The organism is Pseudomonas peradeniyensis (assembly GCF_014268935.2).
Lineage (GTDB): Bacteria > Pseudomonadota > Gammaproteobacteria > Pseudomonadales > Pseudomonadaceae > Aquipseudomonas > Aquipseudomonas peradeniyensis.
This window is the reverse complement of sequence record NZ_JABWRJ020000003.1, coordinates 654,433-676,921: the sequence shown is the minus strand read 5'-3', so window position 1 is coordinate 676,921 and position 22,489 is coordinate 654,433. Positions and strand designations below refer to the sequence as shown.

General features: G+C 58.6%; 33 protein-coding genes. 1 reads left to right on the top strand and 32 read right to left on the bottom strand.

All coding sequences use genetic code 11. The features are described from left to right. Window positions 1–80: 80 nt before the first annotated feature. Complete coding sequence (gene uvrA / locus HU751_RS18000) at window positions 81–2,915, top strand: excinuclease ABC subunit UvrA (protein WP_050703559.1); 2,835 nt, start codon at window positions 81–83, stop codon at window positions 2,913–2,915. 132 nt (window positions 2,916–3,047) lie between these two features. On the opposite strand, the gene bfr is transcribed toward uvrA, so the two are convergent. From bfr to fusA, 32 genes are all read right to left on the bottom strand, one after another. Continuing rightward, the gene (bfr, locus tag HU751_RS17995) at window positions 3,048–3,512 is read right to left on the bottom strand and encodes a bacterioferritin (protein ID WP_186734637.1); all 465 of its coding nucleotides are present in this window, start codon (window positions 3,510–3,512) and stop codon (window positions 3,048–3,050) included. Between the two features lie 162 nt (window positions 3,513–3,674). Continuing rightward, window positions 3,675–5,114, bottom strand: coding sequence for a catalase (locus HU751_RS17990; protein ID WP_186734633.1), 1,440 nt, complete (start codon window positions 5,112–5,114; stop codon window positions 3,675–3,677). A gap of 170 nt (window positions 5,115–5,284) precedes the next feature. After that, the gene (gene rplQ, locus HU751_RS17985) at window positions 5,285–5,671 is read right to left on the bottom strand and encodes a 50S ribosomal protein L17 (RefSeq protein WP_003255451.1); all 387 of its coding nucleotides are present in this window, start codon (window positions 5,669–5,671) and stop codon (window positions 5,285–5,287) included. 42 nt (window positions 5,672–5,713) lie between these two features. After that, window positions 5,714–6,715, bottom strand: coding sequence for a DNA-directed RNA polymerase subunit alpha (locus tag HU751_RS17980; RefSeq protein WP_003255452.1), 1,002 nt, complete (start codon window positions 6,713–6,715; stop codon window positions 5,714–5,716). 22 nt (window positions 6,716–6,737) lie between these two features. Beyond that, window positions 6,738–7,358, bottom strand: a complete 621-nt coding sequence (gene rpsD / locus HU751_RS17975; RefSeq protein WP_023629185.1) for a 30S ribosomal protein S4 — start codon at window positions 7,356–7,358, stop codon at window positions 6,738–6,740. A 15-nt stretch (window positions 7,359–7,373) separates the two neighbouring features. Beyond that, window positions 7,374–7,763: a 30S ribosomal protein S11 gene (rpsK, locus tag HU751_RS17970; RefSeq protein WP_003255454.1), complete on the bottom strand. Its 390-nt coding sequence runs from the start codon at window positions 7,761–7,763 to the stop codon at window positions 7,374–7,376. Window positions 7,764–7,781: 18 nt separating this feature from the next. Further along, on the bottom strand, window positions 7,782–8,138 hold the full coding sequence (gene rpsM, locus HU751_RS17965) for a 30S ribosomal protein S13 (protein ID WP_003255457.1): 357 nt from the start codon (window positions 8,136–8,138) through the stop codon (window positions 7,782–7,784). Window positions 8,139–8,269: 131 nt separating this feature from the next. Next, window positions 8,270–8,386 (bottom strand): 50S ribosomal protein L36, encoded by a 117-nt coding sequence (rpmJ, locus tag HU751_RS17960; protein WP_011531897.1) that lies wholly within the window; start codon window positions 8,384–8,386, stop codon window positions 8,270–8,272. A gap of 30 nt (window positions 8,387–8,416) precedes the next feature. Continuing rightward, window positions 8,417–9,748, bottom strand: a complete 1,332-nt coding sequence (gene secY, locus HU751_RS17955; RefSeq protein ID WP_003257108.1) for a preprotein translocase subunit SecY — start codon at window positions 9,746–9,748, stop codon at window positions 8,417–8,419. Then, a complete protein-coding gene (gene rplO, locus HU751_RS17950; RefSeq protein ID WP_011531896.1) occupies window positions 9,749–10,183 on the bottom strand; it encodes a 50S ribosomal protein L15 in 435 nt (144 codons plus the stop codon). Window positions 10,184–10,186: 3 nt separating this feature from the next. Next, window positions 10,187–10,363 carry a 50S ribosomal protein L30 gene (gene rpmD / locus HU751_RS17945; protein ID WP_028690238.1) on the bottom strand — a complete coding sequence of 59 codons (177 nt, stop codon included), beginning with the start codon at window positions 10,361–10,363 and terminating at the stop codon, window positions 10,187–10,189. Window positions 10,364–10,365: 2 nt separating this feature from the next. After that, window positions 10,366–10,866, bottom strand: coding sequence for a 30S ribosomal protein S5 (rpsE, locus tag HU751_RS17940; protein ID WP_011531894.1), 501 nt, complete (start codon window positions 10,864–10,866; stop codon window positions 10,366–10,368). Between the two features lie 3 nt (window positions 10,867–10,869). Beyond that, on the bottom strand, window positions 10,870–11,220 hold the full coding sequence (rplR, locus tag HU751_RS17935; protein ID WP_011531893.1) for a 50S ribosomal protein L18: 351 nt from the start codon (window positions 11,218–11,220) through the stop codon (window positions 10,870–10,872). A 10-nt stretch (window positions 11,221–11,230) separates the two neighbouring features. Then, window positions 11,231–11,764, bottom strand: coding sequence for a 50S ribosomal protein L6 (rplF, locus tag HU751_RS17930; RefSeq protein WP_028690237.1), 534 nt, complete (start codon window positions 11,762–11,764; stop codon window positions 11,231–11,233). Window positions 11,765–11,776: 12 nt separating this feature from the next. Next, window positions 11,777–12,169, bottom strand: coding sequence for a 30S ribosomal protein S8 (gene rpsH, locus HU751_RS17925; protein WP_028690236.1), 393 nt, complete (start codon window positions 12,167–12,169; stop codon window positions 11,777–11,779). Window positions 12,170–12,378: 209 nt separating this feature from the next. Beyond that, complete coding sequence (gene rpsN / locus HU751_RS17920) at window positions 12,379–12,684, bottom strand: 30S ribosomal protein S14 (protein ID WP_011531890.1); 306 nt, start codon at window positions 12,682–12,684, stop codon at window positions 12,379–12,381. Window positions 12,685–12,697: 13 nt separating this feature from the next. Continuing rightward, a complete protein-coding gene (rplE, locus tag HU751_RS17915) occupies window positions 12,698–13,237 on the bottom strand; it encodes a 50S ribosomal protein L5 (RefSeq protein WP_012316517.1) in 540 nt (179 codons plus the stop codon). A gap of 20 nt (window positions 13,238–13,257) precedes the next feature. Continuing rightward, complete coding sequence (gene rplX, locus HU751_RS17910) at window positions 13,258–13,572, bottom strand: 50S ribosomal protein L24 (RefSeq protein ID WP_016715319.1); 315 nt, start codon at window positions 13,570–13,572, stop codon at window positions 13,258–13,260. 11 nt (window positions 13,573–13,583) lie between these two features. Continuing rightward, on the bottom strand, window positions 13,584–13,952 hold the full coding sequence (gene rplN / locus HU751_RS17905) for a 50S ribosomal protein L14 (protein WP_008089810.1): 369 nt from the start codon (window positions 13,950–13,952) through the stop codon (window positions 13,584–13,586). 23 nt (window positions 13,953–13,975) lie between these two features. Further along, window positions 13,976–14,242 carry a 30S ribosomal protein S17 gene (rpsQ, locus tag HU751_RS17900; protein WP_003255478.1) on the bottom strand — a complete coding sequence of 89 codons (267 nt, stop codon included), beginning with the start codon at window positions 14,240–14,242 and terminating at the stop codon, window positions 13,976–13,978. Window positions 14,243–14,244: 2 nt separating this feature from the next. Next, on the bottom strand, window positions 14,245–14,436 hold the full coding sequence (gene rpmC, locus HU751_RS17895; protein ID WP_002555481.1) for a 50S ribosomal protein L29: 192 nt from the start codon (window positions 14,434–14,436) through the stop codon (window positions 14,245–14,247). After that, on the bottom strand, window positions 14,436–14,849 hold the full coding sequence (rplP, locus tag HU751_RS17890) for a 50S ribosomal protein L16 (protein ID WP_009397508.1): 414 nt from the start codon (window positions 14,847–14,849) through the stop codon (window positions 14,436–14,438). The genes rpmC and rplP overlap by 1 nt, the downstream gene beginning before the upstream one ends. Before the next feature lie 12 nt (window positions 14,850–14,861). After that, window positions 14,862–15,548, bottom strand: coding sequence for a 30S ribosomal protein S3 (gene rpsC / locus HU751_RS17885; protein ID WP_011531889.1), 687 nt, complete (start codon window positions 15,546–15,548; stop codon window positions 14,862–14,864). Between the two features lie 13 nt (window positions 15,549–15,561). Then, on the bottom strand, window positions 15,562–15,894 hold the full coding sequence (gene rplV, locus HU751_RS17880) for a 50S ribosomal protein L22 (RefSeq protein ID WP_003103908.1): 333 nt from the start codon (window positions 15,892–15,894) through the stop codon (window positions 15,562–15,564). Between the two features lie 11 nt (window positions 15,895–15,905). Then, a complete protein-coding gene (rpsS, locus tag HU751_RS17875; RefSeq protein WP_003255482.1) occupies window positions 15,906–16,181 on the bottom strand; it encodes a 30S ribosomal protein S19 in 276 nt (91 codons plus the stop codon). 16 nt (window positions 16,182–16,197) lie between these two features. Then, window positions 16,198–17,022: a 50S ribosomal protein L2 gene (gene rplB, locus HU751_RS17870; protein WP_027915105.1), complete on the bottom strand. Its 825-nt coding sequence runs from the start codon at window positions 17,020–17,022 to the stop codon at window positions 16,198–16,200. Between the two features lie 14 nt (window positions 17,023–17,036). Next, on the bottom strand, window positions 17,037–17,336 hold the full coding sequence (gene rplW, locus HU751_RS17865) for a 50S ribosomal protein L23 (RefSeq protein WP_003255484.1): 300 nt from the start codon (window positions 17,334–17,336) through the stop codon (window positions 17,037–17,039). Further along, a complete protein-coding gene (rplD, locus tag HU751_RS17860) occupies window positions 17,333–17,935 on the bottom strand; it encodes a 50S ribosomal protein L4 (RefSeq protein ID WP_008089819.1) in 603 nt (200 codons plus the stop codon). The genes rplW and rplD overlap by 4 nt, the downstream gene beginning before the upstream one ends. A gap of 12 nt (window positions 17,936–17,947) precedes the next feature. Further along, the gene (gene rplC, locus HU751_RS17855) at window positions 17,948–18,583 is read right to left on the bottom strand and encodes a 50S ribosomal protein L3 (protein ID WP_011531887.1); all 636 of its coding nucleotides are present in this window, start codon (window positions 18,581–18,583) and stop codon (window positions 17,948–17,950) included. Between the two features lie 80 nt (window positions 18,584–18,663). After that, the gene (gene rpsJ / locus HU751_RS17850; protein ID WP_003103876.1) at window positions 18,664–18,975 is read right to left on the bottom strand and encodes a 30S ribosomal protein S10; all 312 of its coding nucleotides are present in this window, start codon (window positions 18,973–18,975) and stop codon (window positions 18,664–18,666) included. 141 nt (window positions 18,976–19,116) lie between these two features. Continuing rightward, window positions 19,117–20,310: an elongation factor Tu gene (gene tuf / locus HU751_RS17845; RefSeq protein WP_182323863.1), complete on the bottom strand. Its 1,194-nt coding sequence runs from the start codon at window positions 20,308–20,310 to the stop codon at window positions 19,117–19,119. A gap of 27 nt (window positions 20,311–20,337) precedes the next feature. Then, window positions 20,338–22,485 carry an elongation factor G gene (gene fusA / locus HU751_RS17840; RefSeq protein WP_050703554.1) on the bottom strand — a complete coding sequence of 716 codons (2,148 nt, stop codon included), beginning with the start codon at window positions 22,483–22,485 and terminating at the stop codon, window positions 20,338–20,340. Window positions 22,486–22,489: the final 4 nt, after the last annotated feature.

Sequence of the window (22,489 nt, the reverse complement as noted above, 5' to 3'; positions counted from 1 at the left end):
GCGGCATATACGCGACGCTTTGCCGCGTAATGGCAGCGCGCCGTATACTCCTTTGTTTATGCCCGCCGAGCGAGGCCGTAGTGGACAAGATCCTGATCCGTGGGGCGCGTACCCACAACCTGAAGAACATCGACCTGACCCTGCCTCGGGACAAGCTGATCGTGATCACCGGCCTGTCCGGATCCGGCAAGTCTTCGCTGGCGTTCGACACGCTGTACGCCGAAGGCCAGCGCCGCTACGTCGAATCGCTGTCGGCCTATGCCCGGCAGTTCCTGTCAATGATGGAAAAGCCCGACGTCGACACCATCGAAGGCCTGTCGCCGGCGATCTCCATCGAGCAGAAGTCGACCTCGCACAACCCTCGCTCGACCGTCGGCACCATCACCGAGATCTACGACTACCTGCGCCTGCTCTATGCCCGCGTCGGTACTCCACGCTGCCCGGACCATGACATCCCGCTGGAAGCGCAAACGATCAGCCAGATGGTCGACCTGGTGCTGGAAAAGCCCGAAGGCAGCAAGCTGATGCTGCTGGCCCCGGTGATCCGCGAGCGCAAGGGCGAGCACCTGGCGGTGTTCGACGAGCTGCGTGCCCAGGGCTTCGTCCGCGCCCGGGTCAACGGCAAGCTCTACGAGCTCGACGAACTGCCCAAGCTGGATAAACAGAAGAAGCACAGCATCGATGTGGTGGTCGACCGCTTCAAGGTCCGCGCCGACCTGCAGCAGCGCCTGGCCGAGTCGTTCGAGACTGCGCTCAAGCTGGCCGACGGCATCGCCCTGGTTGCGCCGATGGACGACGAGGACGGCGAGGAAGTGATCTTCTCGGCGCGCTTTGCCTGCCCGGTGTGTGGTCATGCGATTAGCGAGCTGGAGCCCAAGCTGTTCTCCTTCAACAACCCGGCCGGTGCCTGCCCGACCTGCGACGGCCTGGGGGTGAAGCAGTTCTTCGACACCAAGCGCCTGGTCAACGCCGAGCTGACCCTGGCCGAAGGCGCGATACGTGGCTGGGACCGGCGCAACGTCTATTACTTCCAGATGCTTGGCTCACTCGCCGCGCACTACGGTTTCAGCCTCGAGGAACCGTTCGGCGAGCTGTCGGCCGAACACCAGAAGGTCATCCTGCAGGGCAGCGGCAAGCAGAGCGTCGATTTCAAGTACCTCAACGACCGTGGCGACATCGTCAAGCGCTCGCATCCTTTCGAAGGCATCGTGCCCAACCTCGAACGCCGCTACCGCGAGACCGAGTCGGCCACCGTGCGTGAAGAACTGGCCAAGTTCCTCGGCACCCAGCCCTGCCCCGACTGCCGCGGTACCCGCCTGCGTCGTGAGGCCCGCCATGTGTGGGTCGGCGAGAAGACCCTGCCGGCGGTGACCAACCTGCCGATCGGCGAAGCCAGCAACTACTTCGGCGAGCTGACCCTCACCGGACGTCGTGGCGAGATCGCGGCGAAGATCCTCAAGGAGATCTGCGAGCGTCTGCAGTTCCTGGTCAACGTCGGTCTCGACTACCTGACGCTGGACCGCAGCGCCGATACCCTGTCCGGCGGCGAAGCCCAGCGTATCCGCCTGGCCAGCCAGATCGGCGCCGGCCTGGTCGGGGTGATGTACATCCTCGATGAACCGTCCATCGGCCTTCATCAACGGGACAACGACCGCCTGCTGGCCACCCTCAACCACTTGCGCGACCTGGGCAACACGGTGATCGTGGTCGAGCACGACGAGGACGCCATCCGCCTGGCCGACTACGTGGTGGATATCGGCCCGGGTGCCGGCGTGCATGGCGGCCAGATCGTCGCCGAGGGTTCGCCCGAAGAGGTCATGGCGCACCCCGACTCGCTGACCGGCAAGTACCTGTCCGGGCGCAAGAAGATCGTCGTCCCGGCCAAGCGCACACCCCGCAACAAGAAGCTGTCGCTCAAGCTCAAGGGCGCGCGCGGCAACAACCTGCAGAACGTCGACCTGGAAGTGCCGATCGGTCTGCTGACCTGCGTGACCGGCGTGTCCGGTTCGGGCAAGTCGACACTGATCAACAACACCCTGTTCCCCCTCGCCGCCACCGCGCTCAACGGCGCGAGCAGCCTGGAGGCCGCGCCGCACGCCAGCGTCGATGGCCTGCAGCACCTGGACAAGGTGGTGGATATCGACCAGAGCCCGATCGGCCGCACGCCTCGCTCCAACCCGGCGACCTACACCGGCATCTTCACGCCGATCCGCGAGCTGTTCGCCGGCGTGCCGGAGTCGCGTTCCCGTGGCTACGGCCCGGGACGCTTCTCGTTCAACGTCAAGGGCGGGCGCTGCGAGGCCTGCCAGGGCGATGGCCTGATCAAGGTGGAAATGCACTTCCTGCCGGACATCTACGTGCCCTGCGATGTGTGCAAGAGCAAGCGCTACAACCGCGAAACCCTGGAGATCAAGTACAAGGGCAAGAACATCCACGAGGTGCTGGAGATGACCATCGAGGATGCCCGCGAGTTCTTCGACGCGGTCCCGGCCCTGGCGCGTAAGCTGCAGACGCTGATGGATGTCGGCCTGTCGTACATCAAACTGGGGCAATCGGCGACCACCCTCTCGGGCGGCGAGGCGCAGCGGGTCAAGCTGTCGCGCGAGCTGTCCAAGCGCGACACCGGCAAGACCCTGTACATCCTCGACGAACCGACCACCGGCCTGCACTTCGCCGATATCCAGCAATTGCTGGACGTACTGCACCGCCTGCGTGACCACGGCAACACCGTGGTGGTGATCGAGCACAACCTGGATGTGATCAAGACTGCCGACTGGCTGGTGGACCTGGGGCCGGAGGGTGGCTCCAAGGGTGGGCAGATCATTGCCTGCGGTACGCCGGAGGAACTGGCCGAGAAGAAGCAGTCGTATACCGGGCATTACCTGAAACCGCTGCTGGAGCGGGATCGGGCATAAAGCGATGGGGGCGCTTTGCGCCCTATTCGCGGCACGAGGCCGCTCCTACAGGACCGCGCAAACCGTCAGATCGGCGCGGTCCTGTAGGAGCGGCCTCGTGCCGCGAAAGGGCTGCAAGGCAGCCCCAAGCTTTTACATCTGCGACTGCAGGTAGTTCTCCAGGCCAATGGCCTTGATCAGACCCTGCTGCTTCTCCAGCCAGTAGGTGTGATCTTCTTCGGTATCGGCCAACTGCGCGCGCAGGATGTCGCGGCTGATGTAGTCCTTGTGCAGTTCGCACAGCTCGATGCCCTTGCACAGCGCGGCACGGACCTTGTACTCGAGCTTGAGGTCGGCCTCGATCATCTCCGGCACGGTGCTGCCCACGTGCAGGTCATCGGCGCGCATGTCCGGGGTGCCTTCGAGCATGAGGATACGGCGCATCAGGGCGTCGGCGTGCTGCGTCTCTTCTTCCATCTCGTGGTTGATACGTTCATAGAGCTTGGTCAGGCCCCAGTCTTCGTACATCCGCGAGTGAATGAAGTACTGATCGCGTGCTGCCAGTTCGCCCTTCAGCAACGTGACGAGGTAGTTGATTACGTCCGGGTGACCTTGCATCGCCCTGCTTCTCCCTGTGAATACGTCTATGGGACATAGTGTGAACCAGGTTTTGCTCGCGGTCACTGAAAAACGCGCAATTAGAAGCAAATAATCGGCTAAACAGTAGTGATATTCATTGAAAAACCGCCCAAACGAGGGCGGTTCTTGTTATCACTTCGATTAGGCGAGATTCACACCCAAGGCCTTGGCAATCCCTTCTCCGTAGGCTGGATCAGCCTTGAAGAAGTACTGCAGTTGGCGCTGAACGACATCCTCGCTGACGCCCGCCATGGTGCCGGCGATGTTGCCGATCAACAGTGCCTTCTGCTCATCGCTCATCAGGCGGAACAGCGCACCGGCATGGCTGTAGTAGTCGTTGTCTTCGCGGTGGTCGTAGCGGTCCGCCAAGCCATTCAGGGCCAGCGCCGGCTCCGCATGGCGCGGCGATTGCTTCGGTGCGTCCGCGTAGCTGTTTGGCTCGTAGTTGGGAGCATTGCCGTAGGCGCCGGTGGCCATGGAACCGTCGCGCTGGTAGCTGTGCACCGGGCAGCGTGGCGCATTGACCGGCAAGTGCTGGTGGTTGGTGCCCACGCGGTAGCGGTGAGCATCGGCATAGGCGAACACCCTGCCCTGCAGCATGCGGTCCGGCGACAGGCCGACCCCGGGCACCATGTTGCTGGGACCGAACGCCGCCTGCTCGACTTCGGCGAAGTAGTTGAGCGGGTTGCGGTTGAGTTCCAGCACGCCGACCTCGATCAACGGGTAGTCCTTCTGCGACCAGGTCTTGGTCACGTCGAAGGGGTTCTCGTCACGGCTGGCGGCCTCGGCTTCGCTCATCACCTGGATGCACACGGTCCAACGTGGGAAGTCACCGCGCTCGATGGCCTGGAACAGGTCGCGCTGTGCGTAGTCCGGGTCGCTGCCGGCCAGGCGGGCAGCCTCGGCCGGCGCCAGGTTCTTGATGCCCTGCTGGGTCTTGAAGTGCCACTTGACCCAGGTGCGCTCACCCTTGGCGTTGATCAGGCTGTAGGTGTGGCTGCCAAAACCGTGCATGTGGCGGTAACCGTCCGGGATGCCGCGGTCGGAGAACAGGATGGTGACCTGGTGCAACGCCTCGGGCGAGTGCGACCAGAAGTCCCACATCATCTGCGCGTTCTTCAGATTGGTCTGCGGGTGGCGCTTCTGGGTATGGATGAAGTCGGGGAACTTCAACGGATCACGGATGAAGAACACTGGCGTGTTGTTGCCGACGATGTCCCAGTTACCTTCCTCGGTGTAGAACTTCACGGCGAAACCACGCGGGTCGCGCTCGGTGTCCGCCGAACCGCGTTCGCCACCCACGGTGGAGAAGCGCAGGAACGTCTCGGTCTGCTTGCCGATGCTGTCGAACAGCCTGGCACTGGTGAGTTCGGTGATATCGCGGGTGACTGTGAAGGTGCCATAGGCGCCGGAGCCCTTGGCGTGCACGCGACGCTCAGGGATGTTCTCGCGGTTGAAGTGGGCGAGTTTCTCGACCAGGTGGAAATCGTCGAGCAGCAGCGGGCCGCGAGGGCCTGCGGAACGGGAATTCTGGTTGTCGGCTACGGGCGCGCCGCTTGCGGTGGTGAGAATCTTGCTCATGGGCTCTCCTGATCGGTCTTGAACGGCCGGCTAATCGGCTTGGAGAGAGTATTGTCGACCCATGTTACAAGAACAAATTCATTACCTGACTTACATCAATAGAAAATAACAATTCATAAGGCAACAAAAAACCGGGCCTAGGCCCGGTTCTTTGCAGCAGACAGAACGTCTTACTCGGCAGCTTCTACAGCACCACCGACCGGACGATCAACCAGCTCGACGTACGCCATAGGCGCGTTGTCGCCAGCGCGGAAACCGCACTTCAGGATGCGCAGGTAGCCGCCCTGACGGGTGGCGTAACGCTTGCCCAGGTCGTTGAACAGTTTGCCAACGGCGGACTTCGAACGGGTACGATCGAAGGCCAGACGACGGTTGGCGACGCTGTCTTCCTTGGCCAGGGTGATCAGCGGCTCGGCAACGCGGCGCAGTTCCTTGGCTTTCGGCAGGGTGGTTTTGATCAGCTCGTGCTCGATCAGCGACACTGCCATGTTCTGGAACATAGCCTTGCGGTGAGAGCTGGTACGGCTCAGGTGACGTCCACTTTTACGATGACGCATGATTCATTCCTTACCAAACACTACGTTCGGTGATTACGACGATCAGGCAGTCGCCTTGTCGTCTTTCTTAAGACTTGCAGGCGGCCAGTTGTCGAGGCGCATGCCGAGGGAAAGACCACGGGAGGCCAGGACGTCCTTGATTTCAGTCAGGGACTTCTTGCCCAGGTTAGGAGTCTTCAACAGCTCTACTTCGGTACGCTGAATCAGGTCGCCGATGTAGTAGATGTTCTCCGCCTTGAGGCAGTTGGCCGAACGTACGGTCAGTTCCAGGTCGTCAACCGGGCGCAGCAGGATCGGATCGATCTCGTCTTCCTGCTCGACCACAACCGGCTCGCTGTCACCTTTGAGGTCGACGAACGCGGCCAGCTGCTGTTGCAGGATGGTCGCGGCACGACGGATAGCCTCTTCAGGATCCAGGGTACCGTTGGTTTCCAGATCGATGACCAGCTTGTCCAGGTTGGTACGCTGTTCAACACGGGCGTTCTCGACCACGTAGGCGATACGACGCACCGGGCTGAACGAAGCGTCCAGCTGGAGACGGCCAATGCTGCGGCTTTCGTCTTCGTCGGTCTGACGGGAGTCGGCCGGCTCGTAACCGCGACCACGAGCTACGGTGAGCTTCATGTTCAGGGCGCCGTTGGACGCCAGGTTCGCGATTACGTGATCGGGGTTGACGATCTCGACATCGTGATCCAGCTGAATATCGGCAGCGGTAACCACCCCCGAACCCTTTTTCGACAAGGTCAGCGTAACTTCGTCACGACCGTGCAGTTTGATAGCCAGGCCTTTCAGGTTCAACAGGATTTCAATGACGTCTTCCTGAACACCTTCGATCGCGGAGTACTCATGGAGTACGCCGTCGATCTCGGCCTCGACTACTGCACAGCCAGGCATGGAGGACAACAGGATGCGGCGCAGCGCGTTGCCCAGGGTATGGCCGAAGCCACGCTCGAGAGGCTCGAGCGTGATCTTGGCGCGGGTTGGACTGACAACCTGCACGTCGATGTGACGGGGTGTCAGAAACTCATTTACCGAAATCTGCATGGATGCACCTATTTTCTAGCCCTTACTTGGAGTAGAGCTCGACAATCAGGTTTTCGTTGATGTCGGCGGACAGGTCGCTGCGAGCAGGAACGTTCTTGAAAACGCCCGACTTTTTAGCAGCATCCACGTCAACCCACTCAACGCGGCCACGCTGGGCGCACAGTTCAAGGGCTTGAACAATGCGCAGCTGGTTCAGCGACTTCTCGCGAACCGAGACCACGTCACCCGGACGAACTTGGTAGGATGGAATGTTCACAGTCTTACCGTTGACGCTGATCGCTTTGTGCGAAACCAGCTGACGGGACTCGGAACGAGTCGAGCCGAAGCCCATACGGTAGACGACGTTATCCAGACGGCACTCGAGCAGTTGCAGCAGGTTCTCACCGGTTGCGCCTTTTTTCGAGGCAGCAGCTTGGTAGTAACCGCGGAACTGACGCTCCAGAACACCGTAGATACGACGGACTTTTTGTTTCTCGCGCAGCTGGGTACCGTAGTCGGACTGACGGCCACGGCGCTGGCCGTGGATACCTGGGGCTGCTTCGATGTTGCACTTCGATTCCAGAGCGCGAACGCCGCTCTTCAGGAACAGGTCAGTGCCTTCACGGCGAGACAGTTTGCATTTTGGACCAATGTAACGTGCCATTTATCTGTCTCCTGATTACACGCGACGCTTCTTCGGCGGACGGCACCCGTTGTGCGGGATTGGCGTCACGTCGGTGATGCTGGCGATCTTGTAGCCGCAGCTGTTCAGTGCACGAACGGCGGATTCACGACCTGGACCTGGACCCTTGACGTTGACGTCGAGGTTCTTCAGACCATATTCCAGCGCAGCTTGACCAGCACGCTCAGCAGCGATCTGGGCTGCGAACGGGGTGGATTTGCGCGAACCACGGAAACCCGAACCACCGGAAGTAGCCCAGGACAGTGCGTTGCCCTGACGGTCGGTGATGGTCACGATGGTGTTGTTGAAAGACGCATGGATGTGGGCGATGCCATCAACCACTGTCTTTTTGACTTTTTTACGAGGACGAGCAGCAGGTTTTGCCATGTCTATATTCCTGGGCGATTACTTGCGGATCGGCTTACGCGGGCCCTTACGGGTGCGTGCGTTGGTCTTGGTGCGCTGACCGCGAACCGGCAGACCTTTACGATGACGCAGGCCGCGGTAGCAACCCAGGTCCATCAAGCGCTTGATCTTCATGTTGATGTCACGGCGCAGGTCACCTTCGGTGGTGAACTTCGCGACTTCGCCACGCAGGGTTTCGATTTGCTCGTCGCTCAGATCCTTGATCTTAGCGGCTGGATTTACACCAGCGTCCGCACAGATTTTCTGCGCGGTAGTGCGACCGACACCATAGATGTAGGTCAGCGAGATAACAGTATGCTTGTTATCTGGAATGTTGACGCCTGCAATACGGGCCATTCAGTGGGACTCCAATTGACAGCTACCTACGCCCCGGAAGCCAAGAAATAGGGCGCGAGATAATATCGCTGTAGAAACGAATAATCAACCCAGCAGCACACTAGCTGCTGGGTTTGAAGCGCGGATCACACTCAGCCTTGGCGCTGCTTGTGACGCGGTTCCGCGCTGCAGATCACGCGCACGATACCTTCGCGACGAATGATCTTGCAGTTGCGGCACAGCTTTTTCACCGATGCACGAACTTTCATTACCGACTCCTCGAACCTTAAGGGGCTAAATCAGCGCAGCAGACCGCTGCCGCCGTAGCCTTTCAGGTTGGCTTTCTTCATCAGGGATTCGTACTGGTGCGAAACGAGGTGCGATTGTACTTGGGACATGAAGTCCATCACAACCACTACCACAATCAGCAACGAGGTCCCGCCAAGGTAGAACGGCACGTTTGCTGCCACCACCAGGAACTGGGGCAGAAGGCACACGGCCATCATGTAAAGAGCACCGAACATGGTCAGACGGGTCAGGACGCCATCAATGTAGCGCGCCGACTGCTCACCAGGACGGATACCCGGAATAAAGGCACCGGACTTCTTCAGGTTTTCCGCTACGTCTTTCGGGTTGAACATCAACGCTGTGTAGAAGAAGCAGAAGAAAATGATCCCTGCACTAAACAGCAGAATGTTCAACGGCTGACCAGGAGCGATCGACTGCGAGATGTCCTGCAGCCAGCCCATACCTTCGGACTGACCGAACCAGGCACCCAGCGAAGCCGGGAACAGCAAGATGCTGCTCGCGAAAATGGCCGGGATTACGCCCGCCATGTTCACCTTCAGCGGCAGGTGGCTGGTCTGCGCAGCGAAGACCTTGCGGCCCTGCTGACGCTTGGCGTAGTGAACGGCGATACGACGCTGACCACGCTCAATGAACACCACGAAGCCGATAATCGCTACTGCCAGCAAACCGATAGCGACCAGGGCGAAAATGTTGATATCGCCTGTGCGCGCAGACTCGAAAGACTGCCCGATTGCTCTCGGAAGACCGGCAACGATACCTGCGAAGATCAACATCGAGATACCGTTGCCCACACCGCGCTCGGTAATCTGCTCGCCGAGCCACATCATGAACATCGCGCCTGCCACGAAGGTGGAGACGGCGACGACATGGAAGCCCAGGCCCACAGAAAACGCCACGCCCTGGTTGGCCAGGCCAATGGACATGCCAATGGCTTGGACCAGCGCCAGGATAACGGTGCCGTAGCGGGTGTACTGGCTGATCTTGCGACGGCCAGCTTCACCTTCCTTCTTCAACTGCTCCAGCTGCGGGCTGACAGCGGTCATGAGCTGCATGATGATCGATGCCGAGATGTACGGCATGATCCCCAGTGCAAAGATGCTCATGCGCTCCAGCGCGCCACCGGAAAACATGTTGAACAAGCTAAGAATGGTCCCCTCATTCTGCCGGAACAGATCCGCGAGACGGTCCGGGTTAATGCCTGGCACTGGGATGTGCGCGCCAATCCGATAGACGATGATCGCCATGAACAGAAAGCGCAGACGAGCCCAGAGTTCCGACATCCCGCCCTTACCGAGCGAAGAGAGAGCACCTTGCTTAGCCATTTATTCCTCGAACTTGCCGCCAGCTGCTTCGATAGCCGCACGTGCACCTTTGGTGACGGCGATACCCTTGAGGGTGACTGCGCGAGTGACTTCGCCCGACAGCATGATTTTCACGCGCTGTACGTGCTGGCCGATCACGTTGGCGTCCTTGAGGGACTGAACGGTGATCAGATCGCCTTCCACCTTGGCCAGCTCGGACAGACGCACTTCGGCGCGGTCCATGGCTTTCAGGGAAACGAAGCCGAACTTCGGCAGGCGACGGTGCAGCGGCTGTTGACCGCCTTCGAAGCCTGGAGCGATGGAGCCACCGGAGCGGGAGGTCTGACCTTTGTGACCACGGCCACCGGTCTTGCCCAGACCGCTACCGATACCACGGCCCGGACGGTGCTTCTCGCGACGGGAACCCGGCGCTGGACTCAGATCATTGAGTTTCATCGATTAACCCTCGACCTTCAGCATGTAGTAAGCCTTGTTGATCATCCCGCGGTTCTCGGGAGTATCCTGGACTTCTACAGTGTGACCGATGCGACGCAGACCCAGACCCTTAACGCACAGTTTGTGGTTAGGCAGGCGGCCGGCGGTGCTTTTGATCAGCGTTACTTTTACGGTTGCCATGATCAGAAGATCTCCTCAACAGTCTTGCCGCGCTTGGCAGCAATGGACTCAGGGGATTGCATGGCTTTCAGACCCTTGAAGGTGGCGTGAACCACGTTCACCGGGTTGGTCGAGCCGTAGCACTTGGCCAGGACGTTCTGAACGCCAGCAACTTCCAGGACGGCACGCATTGCGCCACCGGCGATGATACCGGTACCTTCCGAGGCAGGCTGCATGTAGACCTTCGAGGCGCCGTGGGCGGCCTTGGTGGCGTACTGCAGGGTGGTGCCCTTCAGGTCAACCTGAATCATGTTGCGACGAGCAGCTTCCATGGCTTTCTGGATCGCGGCAGGTACTTCGCGCGATTTGCCACGGCCAAAGCCAACACGACCCTTGCCATCACCAACCACGGTCAGTGCGGTGAAGGTGAAGATACGGCCGCCTTTTACGGTTTTGGCTACGCGGTTAACTTGAACCAGCTTCTCGATGTAGCCTTCGTCGCGCTTTTGATCGTTATTTGCCATAACTTAGAACTCCAGCCCGCCTTCACGAGCAGCATCAGCCAGCGCCTTGACGCGGCCGTGGTACTTGAAGCCGGAACGGTCAAAGGCAACTTGAGATACACCGGCGGCTTTCGCACGCTCAGCTACCAGCTTGCCAACCTTAGTGGCCGCGTCGATGTTGCCGGTGGCGCCATCACGCAGTTCTTTGTCCAAGGTCGAGGCGCTTGCCAGAACCTTGCTGCCGTCGGCCGAGATGACCTGGGCGTAGATGTGCTGCGAGGAGCGGAACACGCACAGACGCACGGCTTCGAGCTCGTGCATTTTCAGGCGTGCTTTGCGAGCGCGACGCAGTCGAGTAACTTTTTTGTCGGTCATTTGCTAGGCCCTACTTCTTCTTGGCTTCTTTACGACGGACTACTTCGTCCGCGTAACGCACACCCTTGCCCTTGTAAGGCTCTGGCGGACGGAAACCGCGGACTTCAGCGGCCACCTGACCCACCAGCTGCTTGTCGATACCCTTGATCAGGATGTCGGTCTGGCTTGGGGTTTCAGCGGTGATACCGGCTGGCAGTTCGTAATCCACTGGGTGCGAGAAGCCCAGGGCCAGGTTCAGGACGGTGCCCTTGGCCTGTGCCTTGTAACCAACACCGACCAGCTGGAGCTTGCGCTCGAAGCCTTGGCTTACGCCCTGGACCATGTTGTTGACCAGGGCGCGGGTGGTACCGGCCATGGCGCGAGCTTGCTGATCACCGTTGCGAGGTGCGAAACGCAGCTCACCAGCTTCTTCGGTAACTTCAACAGACGAGTGAACGTTCAGTTCGAGAGTGCCCTTGGCACCCTTCACCGAAAGCTGCTGGCCGGCGAATTTGACTTCGACGCCTGCTGGCAGCTTAACGGGGTTCTTAGCGACGCGAGACATGCCTATCTCCCCTTAGAACACTGTGCACAGAACTTCGCCGCCGACACCGGCAGCGCGCGCAGCGCGGTCAGTCATCACACCTTTGTTGGTGGAGACGATAGACACGCCCAGGCCGCCACGTACTTTCGGCAGCTCGGTAACGGCCTTGTACTGGCGCAGACCAGGACGGCTGGTACGCTTCAGCTCTTCGATGACCGGACGGCCTTCGAAGTACTTCAGCTCGATCGACAGGGAAGGCTTGGCTTCGCCGGTCACTTCGTAGCTGGCGATGTAGCCTTCGTCTTTCAGTACTTTGGCAACCGCGACCTTCAGGGTGGAAGAAGGCATGCTTACGACAGACTTTTCAGCCATCTGGGCATTACGGATGCGAGTTAGCATGTCCGCTAACGGGTCCTGCATACTCATGGGCTAGATGCTCCTGATACAAGAATTATTAGCCTTGCGGCTATCACAACCACCCGAGCAGGCAGGGCAAAAAACCCAGGCTCAGGTGAGCCGGTCATTCTAGACACAAGGCAGAAACGAAACAAGCCCCATATAGGGGCTTGTTTCGTTGCGAGGTCACCGGCGGTCGGAAGATCGCTCCCCTTGCGCCGGCGTCACGCCAACCGGGATTACCAGCTGGCCTTGACCAGACCTGGCACGTCACCGCGCATGGCGGCTTCGCGCAGCTTGTTACGGCCCAGGCCGAACTTACGGTATACACCGTGCGGACGACCGGTCAGGCGGCAACGGTTACGCAGGCGCGAGGCGCTGGCGTCACGTGGTTGCTTCTGCAGGGCGACAACGGCAGCGAAACGCTCTTCAGGAGAGGCGTTCAGGTTGACGATGGTCGCTTTCAGCTCAGCGCGCTTCTTAGCGAACTTGGCTACCGTGAGCTGACGCTTCAGCTCGCGGTTCTTCATGCTCTTCTTGGCCATTTTCCTACTCCAATCAGTTGCGGAACGGGAACTTGAAAGCACGCAGCAGAGCGCGGCCTTCGTCGTCCGAACGAGCAGTGGTGGTCAGGGTGATGTCCAAACCGCGCAGAGCATCGATCTTGTCGTAATCGATTTCCGGGAAGATGATCTGCTCTTTCACGCCCATGCTGTAGTTGCCACGACCGTCGAAGGACTTGGCATTCAGGCCGCGGAAGTCGCGAACCCGTGGCAGGGAGATCGCCAGCAGGCGGTCCAGGAACTCGTACATCTTTTCGCGACGCAGGGTCACCTTGACACCGATCGGCCAGCCTTCACGGACTTTGAAGCCCGCGATGGATTTACGAGCGAAAGTCACGACCGGCTTTTGACCAGTGATCTTTTCCAGGTCGGCAACAGCGTGCTCGATGACTTTCTTGTCGCCGATCGCTTCGCCCAGACCCATGTTCAGGGTGATTTTGGTAACGCGCGGAACTTCCATCACGTTCGACAGCTTAAGTTCTTCCTTAAGCTTAGGAGCGATTTCGTTCCGGTAAATCTCTTTCAGTCGTGCCATGGTCTTCTACCTAGCAGTGTTCAAGCATCAACCGCTTTTTGGGTCGACTTGAAGACACGAATTTTTTTACCGTCTTCTACTTTGAAACCAACGCGGTCAGCCTTGTTGGTTTCACCGTTGAAGATGGCGACGTTGGAAGCGTGCAGAGGCGCTTCTTTCTCGACGATACCGCCCTGGACGCCCGCCATCGGGTTAGGCTTGGTGTGGCGCTTGACCAGGTTGACACCACCGACGACCAGACGGTCGTCAGCGAGAACCTTCAGCACCTTACCGCGCTTACCTTTGTCTTTGCCGGCGATCACGATGATCTCGTCGTCACGACGAATCTTTTGCATGTCGGATCTCCTTAGAGCACTTCAGGGGCGAGCGAGACGATCTTCATGAACTTCTCGGTACGAAGTTCACGGGTCACTGGCCCGAAGATGCGAGTACCGATCGGCTCTTGCTTGGTGTTCAGCAGAACAGCAGCGTTGCCGTCGAAACGAATGATGGAACCGTCAGCGCGACGTACACCGTGACGGGTACGGACGACAACAGCGGTCATCACCTGGCCTTTCTTGACCTTACCGCGAGGAATTGCTTCCTTGACGGTAACTTTGATGATGTCACCGATACCGGCGTAACGACGGTGGGAACCGCCGAGCACCTTGATGCACATGACGCGACGAGCGCCGCTGTTATCGGCCACATCGAGCATGGATTGAGTCTGAATCATAAAATTTCTCCGACCCTTAGCCCTTAGACTTCAACAGCGCGTTCGAGGACTTCAACCAGTGCCCAGGACTTGGTCTTGGCCAGCGGACGGGTTTCACGGATGGAAACCTTGTCGCCGATCTTGCACTGGTTGGCTTCGTCGTGCGCGTGCAGCTTAGTCGAACGCTTAACGTATTTACCGTAGATCGGGTGCTTTACGCGACGCTCGATCAGAACGGTGATGGTCTTGTCCATTTTGTCGCTGACGACACGGCCAGTCAGCGTACGGACGGTTTTTTCAGCTTCAGCCATGATCACTTACCTGCCTGCTGGTTGAGCACAGTTTTCACGCGAGCGATGTCACGCTTAACTTGCGAGAGCAGGTGCGACTGCCCCAACTGGCCAGTTGCTTTCTGCATGCGCAGATTGAACTGGTCGCGCAGCAAGCCGAGCAGTTGCTCATTCAGTTGCTGTGCGGATTTTTCACGAAGTTCATTCGCTTTCATCACATCACCGTCCGCTTAACAAAGGAGGTGGCGAGAGGCAGCTTTGCAGCGGCCAGAGCGAAAGCTTCGCGCGCCAGCTCTTCAGAAACACCCTCGATCTCGTACAGGACTTTGCCTGGCTGAATCTGGGCAACCCAGTATTCCACGGAACCTTTACCTTTACCCATACGAACCTCGAGAGGCTTCTTGGTAACCGGCTTGTCCGGGAAGACACGGATCCAGATCTTACCGCCACGTTTTACGTGACGGGTCAGGGCACGACGTGCCGACTCGATCTGGCGAGCGGTGAGACGACCGCGGGCGACAGCTTTCAGAGCGAACTCGCCGAAGCTGACCTTGCTACCGCGCAGTGCCAGACCACGGTTGTGGCCGGTCATCTGCTTGCGGAATTTTGTACGCTTTGGTTGCAACATTTGGCGTACCCCTTACTTAGCAGCTTTTTTACGAGGCGCTGGTGCTTGAGGCTTCAGCTCTTCCTGGCGACCACCAATTACTTCGCCTTTGAAGATCCAAACCTTCACACCGATCACACCGTAGGTGGTGTGAGCTTCGTAGGTGTTGTAGTCGATATCGGCACGCAGGGTGTGCAGAGGCACACGACCTTCGCGATACCACTCGGTACGTGCGATCTCGGCACCGCCGAGACGACCGCTCACCTGGATCTTGATGCCCTTGGCACCAATACGCATGGCGTTCTGTACGGCGCGCTTCATGGCGCGACGGAACATAACGCGGCGCTCCAGCTGCTGGGCAACGCTCTGAGCAACCAGCATAGCGTCGAGTTCCGGCTTGCGGATCTCTTCGATGTTGATGTGCACAGGCACACCCATCTGCTTGGTCAGGTCCTGACGCAGCTTCTCAACATCTTCACCTTTCTTGCCGATAACGATACCGGGACGAGCGGTGTGGATGGTGATGCGTGCAGTTTGAGCCGGACGATGAATATCGATACGGCTTACGGACGCGCTTTTTAGTTTGTCCTGGAGGTACTCGCGAGTTTGCAGATCCTTCAGCAGGTAATCTGCGTAAGTCGCGCCGTCTGCGTACCAGACGGAGGTGTGCTCCTTGACGATTCCCAGGCGAATGCCAGTGGGATGTACTTTCTGACCCATCTGATCGACTCCGTTACTTGTCCGCAACCTTGACAGTGATATGGCAAGACCGCTTGACGATGCGATCAGCACGGCCTTTGGCACGTGGCATGATGCGCTTCAGCGAACGCCCTTCGTTGACGAAGACGGTGGAGACCTTCAGGTCATCAACGTCTGCGCCTTCGTTGTGTTCGGCGTTGGCAACGGCCGACTCGAGGACTTTCTTCATGATTTCAGCGGCTTTTTTGCTGCTGAAGGCCAACAGGTTGAGCGCTTCGCCCACCTTCTTCCCGCGGATCTGGTCGGCGACCAAGCGGGCTTTCTGGGCGGAGATGCGAGCGCCCGACAACTTAGCGGCTACTTCCATTTCCTTACCCCTTAACGCTTGGCTTTCTTGTCAGCCACGTGCCCGCGGTAGGTGCGGGTACCGGCGAACTCGCCCAGTTTGTGGCCGACCATGTCTTCGTTCACGAGAACTGGGACGTGTTGGCGACCGTTGTGTACCGCGATGGTCAGACCGACCATTTGTGGCAGGATCATCGAACGGCGCGACCAGGTTTTAACTGGCTTGCGATCGTTCTTCTCCACCGCCACTTCGACCTTCTTCAACAGGTGAAGATCGATAAAAGGACCTTTTTTCAGAGAACGTGGCACTGTCGTATCCCTCTAGTTACTTGCGACGACGGACGATCATGTTGTCGGTACGCTTATTACCACGGGTTTTAGCACCCTTGGTTGGGAAGCCCCATGGCGATACCGGATGACGACCACCGGAGGTACGACCTTCACCACCACCATGCGGGTGGTCAACCGGGTTCATGGCAACACCACGAACGGTTGGGCGAACGCCGCGCCAGCGTTTGGCACCAGCTTTACCCAGCGAACGCAGGCTGTGCTCGGAGTTCGAGACTTCGCCCAGGGTCGCACGGCACTCAGCCAGGACTTTACGCATTTCACCAGAGCGCAGACGCAGGGTCACGTAGACACCTTCGCGAGCGATCAGCTGAGCCGAAGCACCAGCGGAACGAGCGATCTGAGCACCTTTACCCGGCTTCAGTTCGATGCCGTGAATGGTGCTACCTACTGGGATGTTGCGCAGCTGCAGGGAGTTACCGGCCTTGATTGGGGCCAGGGCACCTGCGATCAGCTGGTCGCCAGCGCTCACGCCTTTAGGGGCGATGATGTAGCGACGCTCGCCGTCTGCGTAGCACAGCAGGGCGATGTGAGCAGTACGGTTCGGGTCGTATTCGATACGCTCGACAGTGGCTGGGATGCCATCTTTGTCGTTGCGACGGAAGTCAACCAGACGGTAATGCTGCTTATGACCACCACCAACGTGACGAGTGGTGATGCGGCCATTGTTGTTACGACCACCAGACTTCGATTTCTTCTCGAGCAGCGGTGCGTGAGGAGCGCCTTTGTGCAGCTCCTTGTTGACCACCTTGACCACGAAACGGCGGCCAGGGGAAGTCGGTTTGCATTTAACGATTGCCATGATGCACCCCTTCCTTACTCAGCACTGCTGCTGAAATCGAGATCTTGGCCTGGCTGAAGGGAGACGATCGCCTTCTTCCAGTCATTACGCTTGCCCAGACCACGTGCGGTACGCTTGGTTTTACCCAGAACGTTGACAGTCGACACGTTTTCAACTTTTACGTTGAACAGGCCTTCGACAGCTTTCTTGATTTCCAGCTTGGTTGCATCGGTAGCAACCTTGAATACGAACTGGCCTTTTTTCTCAGCCAGAACGGTAGCCTTCTCGGAAACGTGCGGGCCAAGGAGGACTTTGAATACGCGTTCCTGGTTCATCCCAGCAGCTCCTCGAATTTCTTCACGGCCGAGACAGTGATCAACACTTTCTCGTATGCGATCAGACTGACCGGGTCGGAACCTTGAACGTCACGTACGTCGACGTGCGGCAGGTTACGAGCAGCCAGGTACAGGTTCTGATCAACAGCGTCGGAAACGATCAGAACGTCGTTCAGACCCATGCCGTTCAGCTTGTTCAGCAGATCCTTGGTTTTCGGCGCTTCAACAGCGAAGTCCTGAACCACGACCAGACGGTCGCTACGCACCAGCTCAGCGAGGATGGAGCGCAGGGCTGCGCGGTACATCTTCTTGTTGAGCTTCTGCGAGTGATCTTGAGGACGAGCTGCGAAGGTTACACCACCGCCACGCCAGATCGGACCACGGGTAGTACCGGCACGAGCACGGCCAGTACCTTTCTGACGCCATGGGCGCTTACCGCCACCGGCCACGTCAGAACGGGTCTTCTGCTGCTTGGTGCCCTGACGGCCGCCGGCCATGTAGGCCACGACTGCTTGGTGTACCAGCGTCTCGTTGAATTCGCCACCGAAGGTCAGTTCGGAAACTTCGATCGCCTGAGCGTCATTTACATTAAGTTGCATGTCAGTTTCCCCTTAACCGCGAGCCTTGACAGCCGGACGCACGACCACGTCGCCGCCAGTAGCGCCTGGGACGGCACCCTTGATCAGCAGCAGGTTGCGTTCAGCGTCTACGCGTACTACTTCCAGGGACTGAACAGTCACGCGCTCGGCGCCCATGTGACCGGACATTTTCTTGCCCTTGAATACACGACCAGGAGTCTGGCACTGGCCGATGGAGCCAGGGACACGGTGCGATACGGAGTTACCGTGGGTGTTGTCCTGACCACGGAAGTTCCAACGCTTGATGGTACCGGCGAAGCCTTTACCTTTGGACTGACCGGTTACGTCTACCAGCTGGCCTGCAGTGAAGAGTTCAGCTTTGATCAGATCGCCAGCCTGGAAATCGCCTTCTTCAAGACGGAACTCCCAGACACCGCGACCAGCGGCAACGTTAGCCTTGGCGAAGTGGCCTGCCTGAGCGGCAGTCACACGCGAAGCACGACGCTCGCCGACAGTGACTTGCACTGCACGGTAGCCATCGGTTTCTTCAGTTTTGAACTGGGTGACGCGATTCGGTTCGATCTCGATGACCGTGACCGGAATGGAGACACCTTCTTCGGTGAAAATACGGGTCATGCCCGCTTTTCGACCGACTACACCAATAGTCATGTTGTAAACCTCATGAGTGTACGGGGCTTTCACCCGCTATGGCCGCCCATTTCAGAGCGTTACACGACCAGACCGAAGTCTTAGCCGAGGCTGATCTGCACTTCCACGCCTGCCGCGAGATCAAGCTTCATCAGCGCATCAACGGTTTTATCCGTTGGCTGGACGATGTCCAGAACGCGCTTATGAGTGCGAATCTCGTACTGATCACGCGCGTCTTTGTTGACGTGCGGGGAGATCAGAACGGTGAAACGCTCTTTGCGGGTTGGCAGTGGAATTGGACCACGCACTTGTGCACCAGTACGTTTCGCGGTTTCCACGATTTCCTGGGTGGATTGGTCGATCAGGCGATGGTCGAAAGCCTTCAACCTGATACGGATTTGCTGATTTTGCATTGGATTTCAGACTCCAGGCTGTTCCCATCGGGCGCACTACGCCCGTTAAAAGGAGGCGTGATTCTATAGACGCCCCAATTTAGTGTCAACCCAATAAAAAAAACCCCCGCTGAGCGGGGGTTTTTTCAACCGATCGAGTGATTACTCGATGATTTTGGCCACGACGCCGGCGCCGACGGTACGACCGCCTTCACGGATGGCGAAGCGCAGACCGTCTTCCATTGCGATGGTCTTGATCAGGGTGACAGTCATCTGGATGTTGTCACCTGGCATTACCATCTCAACGCCTTCCGGCAGTTCGCAGTTACCGGTCACGTCAGTGGTACGGAAGTAGAACTGAGGACGGTAGCCTTTGAAGAACGGAGTGTGACGGCCGCCTTCTTCCTTCGACAGGACGTAGACTTCTGCGGTGAACTTGGTGTGCGGCTTGACCGAACCTGGCTTGACCAGAACCTGGCCACGCTCAACGTCGTCACGCTTGGTACCACGCAGCAGGACGCCGCAGTTCTCGCCAGCACGACCTTCGTCCAGCAGCTTGCGGAACATCTCAACGCCGGTGCAGGTGGTGGTGGTGGTGTCACGCAGACCAACGATTTCCAGCGGATCCTGAACGCGGACGATACCACGCTCGATACGGCCGGTAACAACGGTACCACGACCCGAGATCGAGAATACGTCTTCGATCGGCATCAGGAACGGCTGGTCGATGGCACGAACTGGCTCAGGGATGTAGGCATCCAGAGTTTCAACCAGCTTCTTGACAGCGCTGGTACCCATTTCGTTGTCGTCTTTGCCTTCCAGAGCCATACGAGCCGAACCGATGATGATCGGAGTGTCGTCGCCTGGGAAGTCGTAGGTGGACAGCAGGTCGCGAACTTCCATCTCGACCAGTTCCAGCAGCTCGGCGTCGTCTACCAGGTCAGCCTTGTTCAGGAAGACCACGATGTACGGAACGCCAACCTGACGGGACAGCAGGATGTGCTCACGGGTTTGTGGCATCGGACCATCGGCGGCCGAGCAAACCAGGATCGCGCCGTCCATCTGGGCAGCACCGGTGATCATGTTCTTCACGTAGTCAGCGTGACCTGGGCAGTCAACGTGAGCGTAGTGACGAATGTTCGAGTTGTACTCGACGTGAGCGGTGTTGATGGTGATACCGCGCGCTTTTTCTTCCGGAGCCGAGTCGATCTTGTCGAACTCAACGACGGCCGAACCGAAAACTTCGGAGCAGACGCGAGTCAGAGCTGCGGTCAGAGTGGTCTTACCGTGGTCAACGTGGCCGATGGTGCCGACGTTAACGTGGGGAAGGGAACGATCAAATTTTTCTTTAGCCACGACAGTGAACCTCTTGCCTAAAGGGGATTAGCCTTGTTTTTTAACGAGTGCTTCGACGATGTTCGACGGAGCTTCGGCGTATTTGGAGAATTCCATGGAGTAGCTTGCGCGACCCTGAGACATGGAACGAACGTCGGTCGCATAACCGAACATCTCTCCGAGCGGAACTTCAGCACGGACGACGCGGCCGGAGACCGACTCATCCATACCCTGGACCAGACCACGACGACGGTTCAGGTCACCCATCACGTCACCCAGGTAGTCTTCCGGGGTTACAACTTCGACTTTCATGATCGGCTCGAGGACCACGCCACCGCCCTTCTGGGCCAGTTGCTTGGTTGCCATCGAAGCGGCGATCTTGAACGCCATTTCGTTGGAGTCGACGTCGTGGTACGAACCGTCGAATACCGCAGCCTTCAGGCCGATCAGCGGATAGCCGGCGACAACGCCGTTCTTCATCTGCTCTTCGATGCCCTTCTGGATCGCAGGGATGTATTCCTTCGGAATCACACCACCAACGACTTCGTTGGAGAACACCAGACCTTCGGTGATGTTGCCCTTGTCGTCCACGTCCGGCTCGGAGAAACGAACCCAGCAGTGACCGAACTGACCACGACCACCCGACTGACGAACGAACTTGCCTTCGATCTCGACGTTGGACTTGGTGATCTTCTCGCGGTACGAAACCTGCGGCTTGCCGATGTTGGCTTCGACGTTGAACTCGCGTTTCATGCGGTCAACGAGGATGTCCAGGTGCAGCTCACCCATACCGGAGATGATGGTCTGGCCAGTCTCTTCGTCGGTCTTGACGCGGAACGACGGGTCTTCCTGAGCCAGTTTGCCCAGTGCGATACCCATCTTCTCCTGGTCCTGCTTGGTTTTCGGCTCTACGGAGAGCGAAATCACAGGCTCCGGGAAGTCCATACGCTCGAGGATGATCGGCTTGTCGGCGTTGCACAGGGTGTCACCGGTGGTGACGTCCTTCATGCCGATCAGAGCAGCGATGTCACCAGCGCGTACTTCCTTGATCTCTTCACGCTGGTTGGCGTGCATCTGCACCATACGACCAACGCGCTCTTTCTTGCCCTTGACCGAGTTGATGACGGAGTCACCGGAGGTCAGGAAGCCCGAGTAGACGCGAACGAAGGTCAGAGTACCCACGAACGGGTCGGTGGCGATCTTGAAGGCCAGGGCCGAGAAGGGCTCGTCGTCGTCAGCGTGACGCTCGTCGAACTGCTCAGGCTTGACTTCGTCCTTCGGCACGTCGATCAGGTCAGGGTGAATACCCTTGATCGCCGGGATCTCGGTCGGAGCAGGCAGGAAGTCGATGACGGCGTCGAGAACCAGGGGAACGCCCTTGTTCTTGAACGACGAACCGCAGACAGCCGGAACGATCTCGCTGGCCAGGGTGCGCGCGCGCAGGCCTGCCTTGATCTCTTCGACGGTCAGCTCACCTTCTTCAAGGTACTTGTTCATCAGCTCTTCGGTGGCTTCGGCGGCAGCTTCAACCATGTTGTTGCGCCACTCGTTGGCCAGCTCGACCATATCCGCAGGAATTTCTTCCTCACGGTAGGTGGTGCCCTTGTCGTCGTCGTTCCAGTAGATAGCCTTCATCTTGATCAGGTCGACCTGACCCTGGAAGTTATCTTCCGAACCGATGGCCAGCTGAACAGGAACCGGGGTGTGACCCAGACGGTTCTTGATCTGACCTACGACGCGCAGGAAGTTGGCACCGGCACGGTCCATCTTGTTCACGTAGACAACACGTGGAACGCCGTACTTATTGGCCTGACGCCATACGGTTTCGGACTGCGGCTCAACGCCGGAGGTACCGCAGAACACAACGACCGCGCCGTCGAGTACACGCAGCGAACGCTCTACTTCAATGGTGAAGTCAACGTGGCCGGGGGTATCGATGACGTTTACGCGGTAGTTGTCGTACTGACCACGGGAACCTTTCCAGAAGGTGGTAACGGCAGCGGAGGTAATGGTGATACCGCGCTCCTGCTCCTGCACCATCCAGTCGGTGGTCGCGGCGCCGTCGTGCACCTCGCCCATCTTGTGGCTCAGACCTGTGTAGAACAGGATCCGCTCGGTAGTGGTAGTCTTGCCCGCGTCAACGTGCGCGCAGATACCGATGTTACGGTAGCGGTTAATTGCTGTAGTACGAGCCATAAAG

What these genes read in the sequence shown, in the direction of transcription:
- rplO (WP_011531896.1), bottom strand. Translation starts at nt 10,183, where the DNA reads ATGAAACTCAATGATCTGAGTCCAGCGCCGGGTTCCCGTCGCGAGAAG.
- rplR (WP_011531893.1), bottom strand. Translation starts at nt 11,220, where the DNA reads ATGACCGACAAAAAAGTTACTCGACTGCGTCGCGCTCGCAAAGCACGC.
- rpsK (WP_003255454.1), bottom strand. Translation starts at nt 7,763, where the DNA reads ATGGCAAAACCTGCTGCTCGTCCTCGTAAAAAAGTCAAAAAGACAGTG.
- rplF (WP_028690237.1), bottom strand. Translation starts at nt 11,764, where the DNA reads ATGTCTCGCGTCGCTAAGAACCCCGTTAAGCTGCCAGCAGGCGTCGAA.
- fusA (WP_050703554.1), bottom strand. Translation starts at nt 22,485, where the DNA reads ATGGCTCGTACTACAGCAATTAACCGCTACCGTAACATCGGTATCTGC.
- rplD (WP_008089819.1), bottom strand. Translation starts at nt 17,935, where the DNA reads ATGCAACTTAATGTAAATGACGCTCAGGCGATCGAAGTTTCCGAACTG.
- rplQ (WP_003255451.1), bottom strand. Translation starts at nt 5,671, where the DNA reads ATGCGTCATCGTAAAAGTGGACGTCACCTGAGCCGTACCAGCTCTCAC.
- rpmC (WP_002555481.1), bottom strand. Translation starts at nt 14,436, where the DNA reads ATGAAAGCGAATGAACTTCGTGAAAAATCCGCACAGCAACTGAATGAG.
- HU751_RS17990 (WP_186734633.1), bottom strand. Translation starts at nt 5,114, where the DNA reads ATGAGCAAGATTCTCACCACCGCAAGCGGCGCGCCCGTAGCCGACAAC.
- rplX (WP_016715319.1), bottom strand. Translation starts at nt 13,572, where the DNA reads ATGCAAAAGATTCGTCGTGACGACGAGATCATCGTGATCGCCGGCAAA.
- rpsQ (WP_003255478.1), bottom strand. Translation starts at nt 14,242, where the DNA reads ATGGCTGAAGCTGAAAAAACCGTCCGTACGCTGACTGGCCGTGTCGTC.
- rpsD (WP_023629185.1), bottom strand. Translation starts at nt 7,358, where the DNA reads ATGGCACGTTACATTGGTCCAAAATGCAAACTGTCTCGCCGTGAAGGC.
- bfr (WP_186734637.1), bottom strand. Translation starts at nt 3,512, where the DNA reads ATGCAAGGTCACCCGGACGTAATCAACTACCTCGTCACGTTGCTGAAG.
- rpsM (WP_003255457.1), bottom strand. Translation starts at nt 8,138, where the DNA reads ATGGCCCGTATTGCAGGCGTCAACATTCCAGATAACAAGCATACTGTT.
- rplW (WP_003255484.1), bottom strand. Translation starts at nt 17,336, where the DNA reads ATGAACCAGGAACGCGTATTCAAAGTCCTCCTTGGCCCGCACGTTTCC.
- rplV (WP_003103908.1), bottom strand. Translation starts at nt 15,894, where the DNA reads ATGGAAGTAGCCGCTAAGTTGTCGGGCGCTCGCATCTCCGCCCAGAAA.
- rpsE (WP_011531894.1), bottom strand. Translation starts at nt 10,866, where the DNA reads ATGGCAAATAACGATCAAAAGCGCGACGAAGGCTACATCGAGAAGCTG.
- secY (WP_003257108.1), bottom strand. Translation starts at nt 9,748, where the DNA reads ATGGCTAAGCAAGGTGCTCTCTCTTCGCTCGGTAAGGGCGGGATGTCG.
- rpsC (WP_011531889.1), bottom strand. Translation starts at nt 15,548, where the DNA reads ATGGGTCAGAAAGTACATCCCACTGGCATTCGCCTGGGAATCGTCAAG.
- rplE (WP_012316517.1), bottom strand. Translation starts at nt 13,237, where the DNA reads ATGGCACGACTGAAAGAGATTTACCGGAACGAAATCGCTCCTAAGCTT.
- rplC (WP_011531887.1), bottom strand. Translation starts at nt 18,583, where the DNA reads ATGACTATTGGTGTAGTCGGTCGAAAAGCGGGCATGACCCGTATTTTC.
- rplP (WP_009397508.1), bottom strand. Translation starts at nt 14,849, where the DNA reads ATGTTGCAACCAAAGCGTACAAAATTCCGCAAGCAGATGACCGGCCAC.
- HU751_RS17980 (WP_003255452.1), bottom strand. Translation starts at nt 6,715, where the DNA reads ATGCAGATTTCGGTAAATGAGTTTCTGACACCCCGTCACATCGACGTG.
- rpmJ (WP_011531897.1), bottom strand. Translation starts at nt 8,386, where the DNA reads ATGAAAGTTCGTGCATCGGTGAAAAAGCTGTGCCGCAACTGCAAGATC.
- rpsH (WP_028690236.1), bottom strand. Translation starts at nt 12,169, where the DNA reads ATGAGTATGCAGGACCCGTTAGCGGACATGCTAACTCGCATCCGTAAT.
- rplN (WP_008089810.1), bottom strand. Translation starts at nt 13,952, where the DNA reads ATGATTCAGACTCAATCCATGCTCGATGTGGCCGATAACAGCGGCGCT.
- rpmD (WP_028690238.1), bottom strand. Translation starts at nt 10,363, where the DNA reads ATGGCAACCGTAAAAGTAACGCTGATCAAAAGCACCGCCGGCCGCCTG.
- rpsJ (WP_003103876.1), bottom strand. Translation starts at nt 18,975, where the DNA reads ATGCAAAATCAGCAAATCCGTATCAGGTTGAAGGCTTTCGACCATCGC.
- rpsN (WP_011531890.1), bottom strand. Translation starts at nt 12,684, where the DNA reads ATGGCCAAGAAGAGCATGAAGAACCGCGAGCTGAAGCGTCAGCTCACG.
- rplB (WP_027915105.1), bottom strand. Translation starts at nt 17,022, where the DNA reads ATGGCAATCGTTAAATGCAAACCGACTTCCCCTGGCCGCCGTTTCGTG.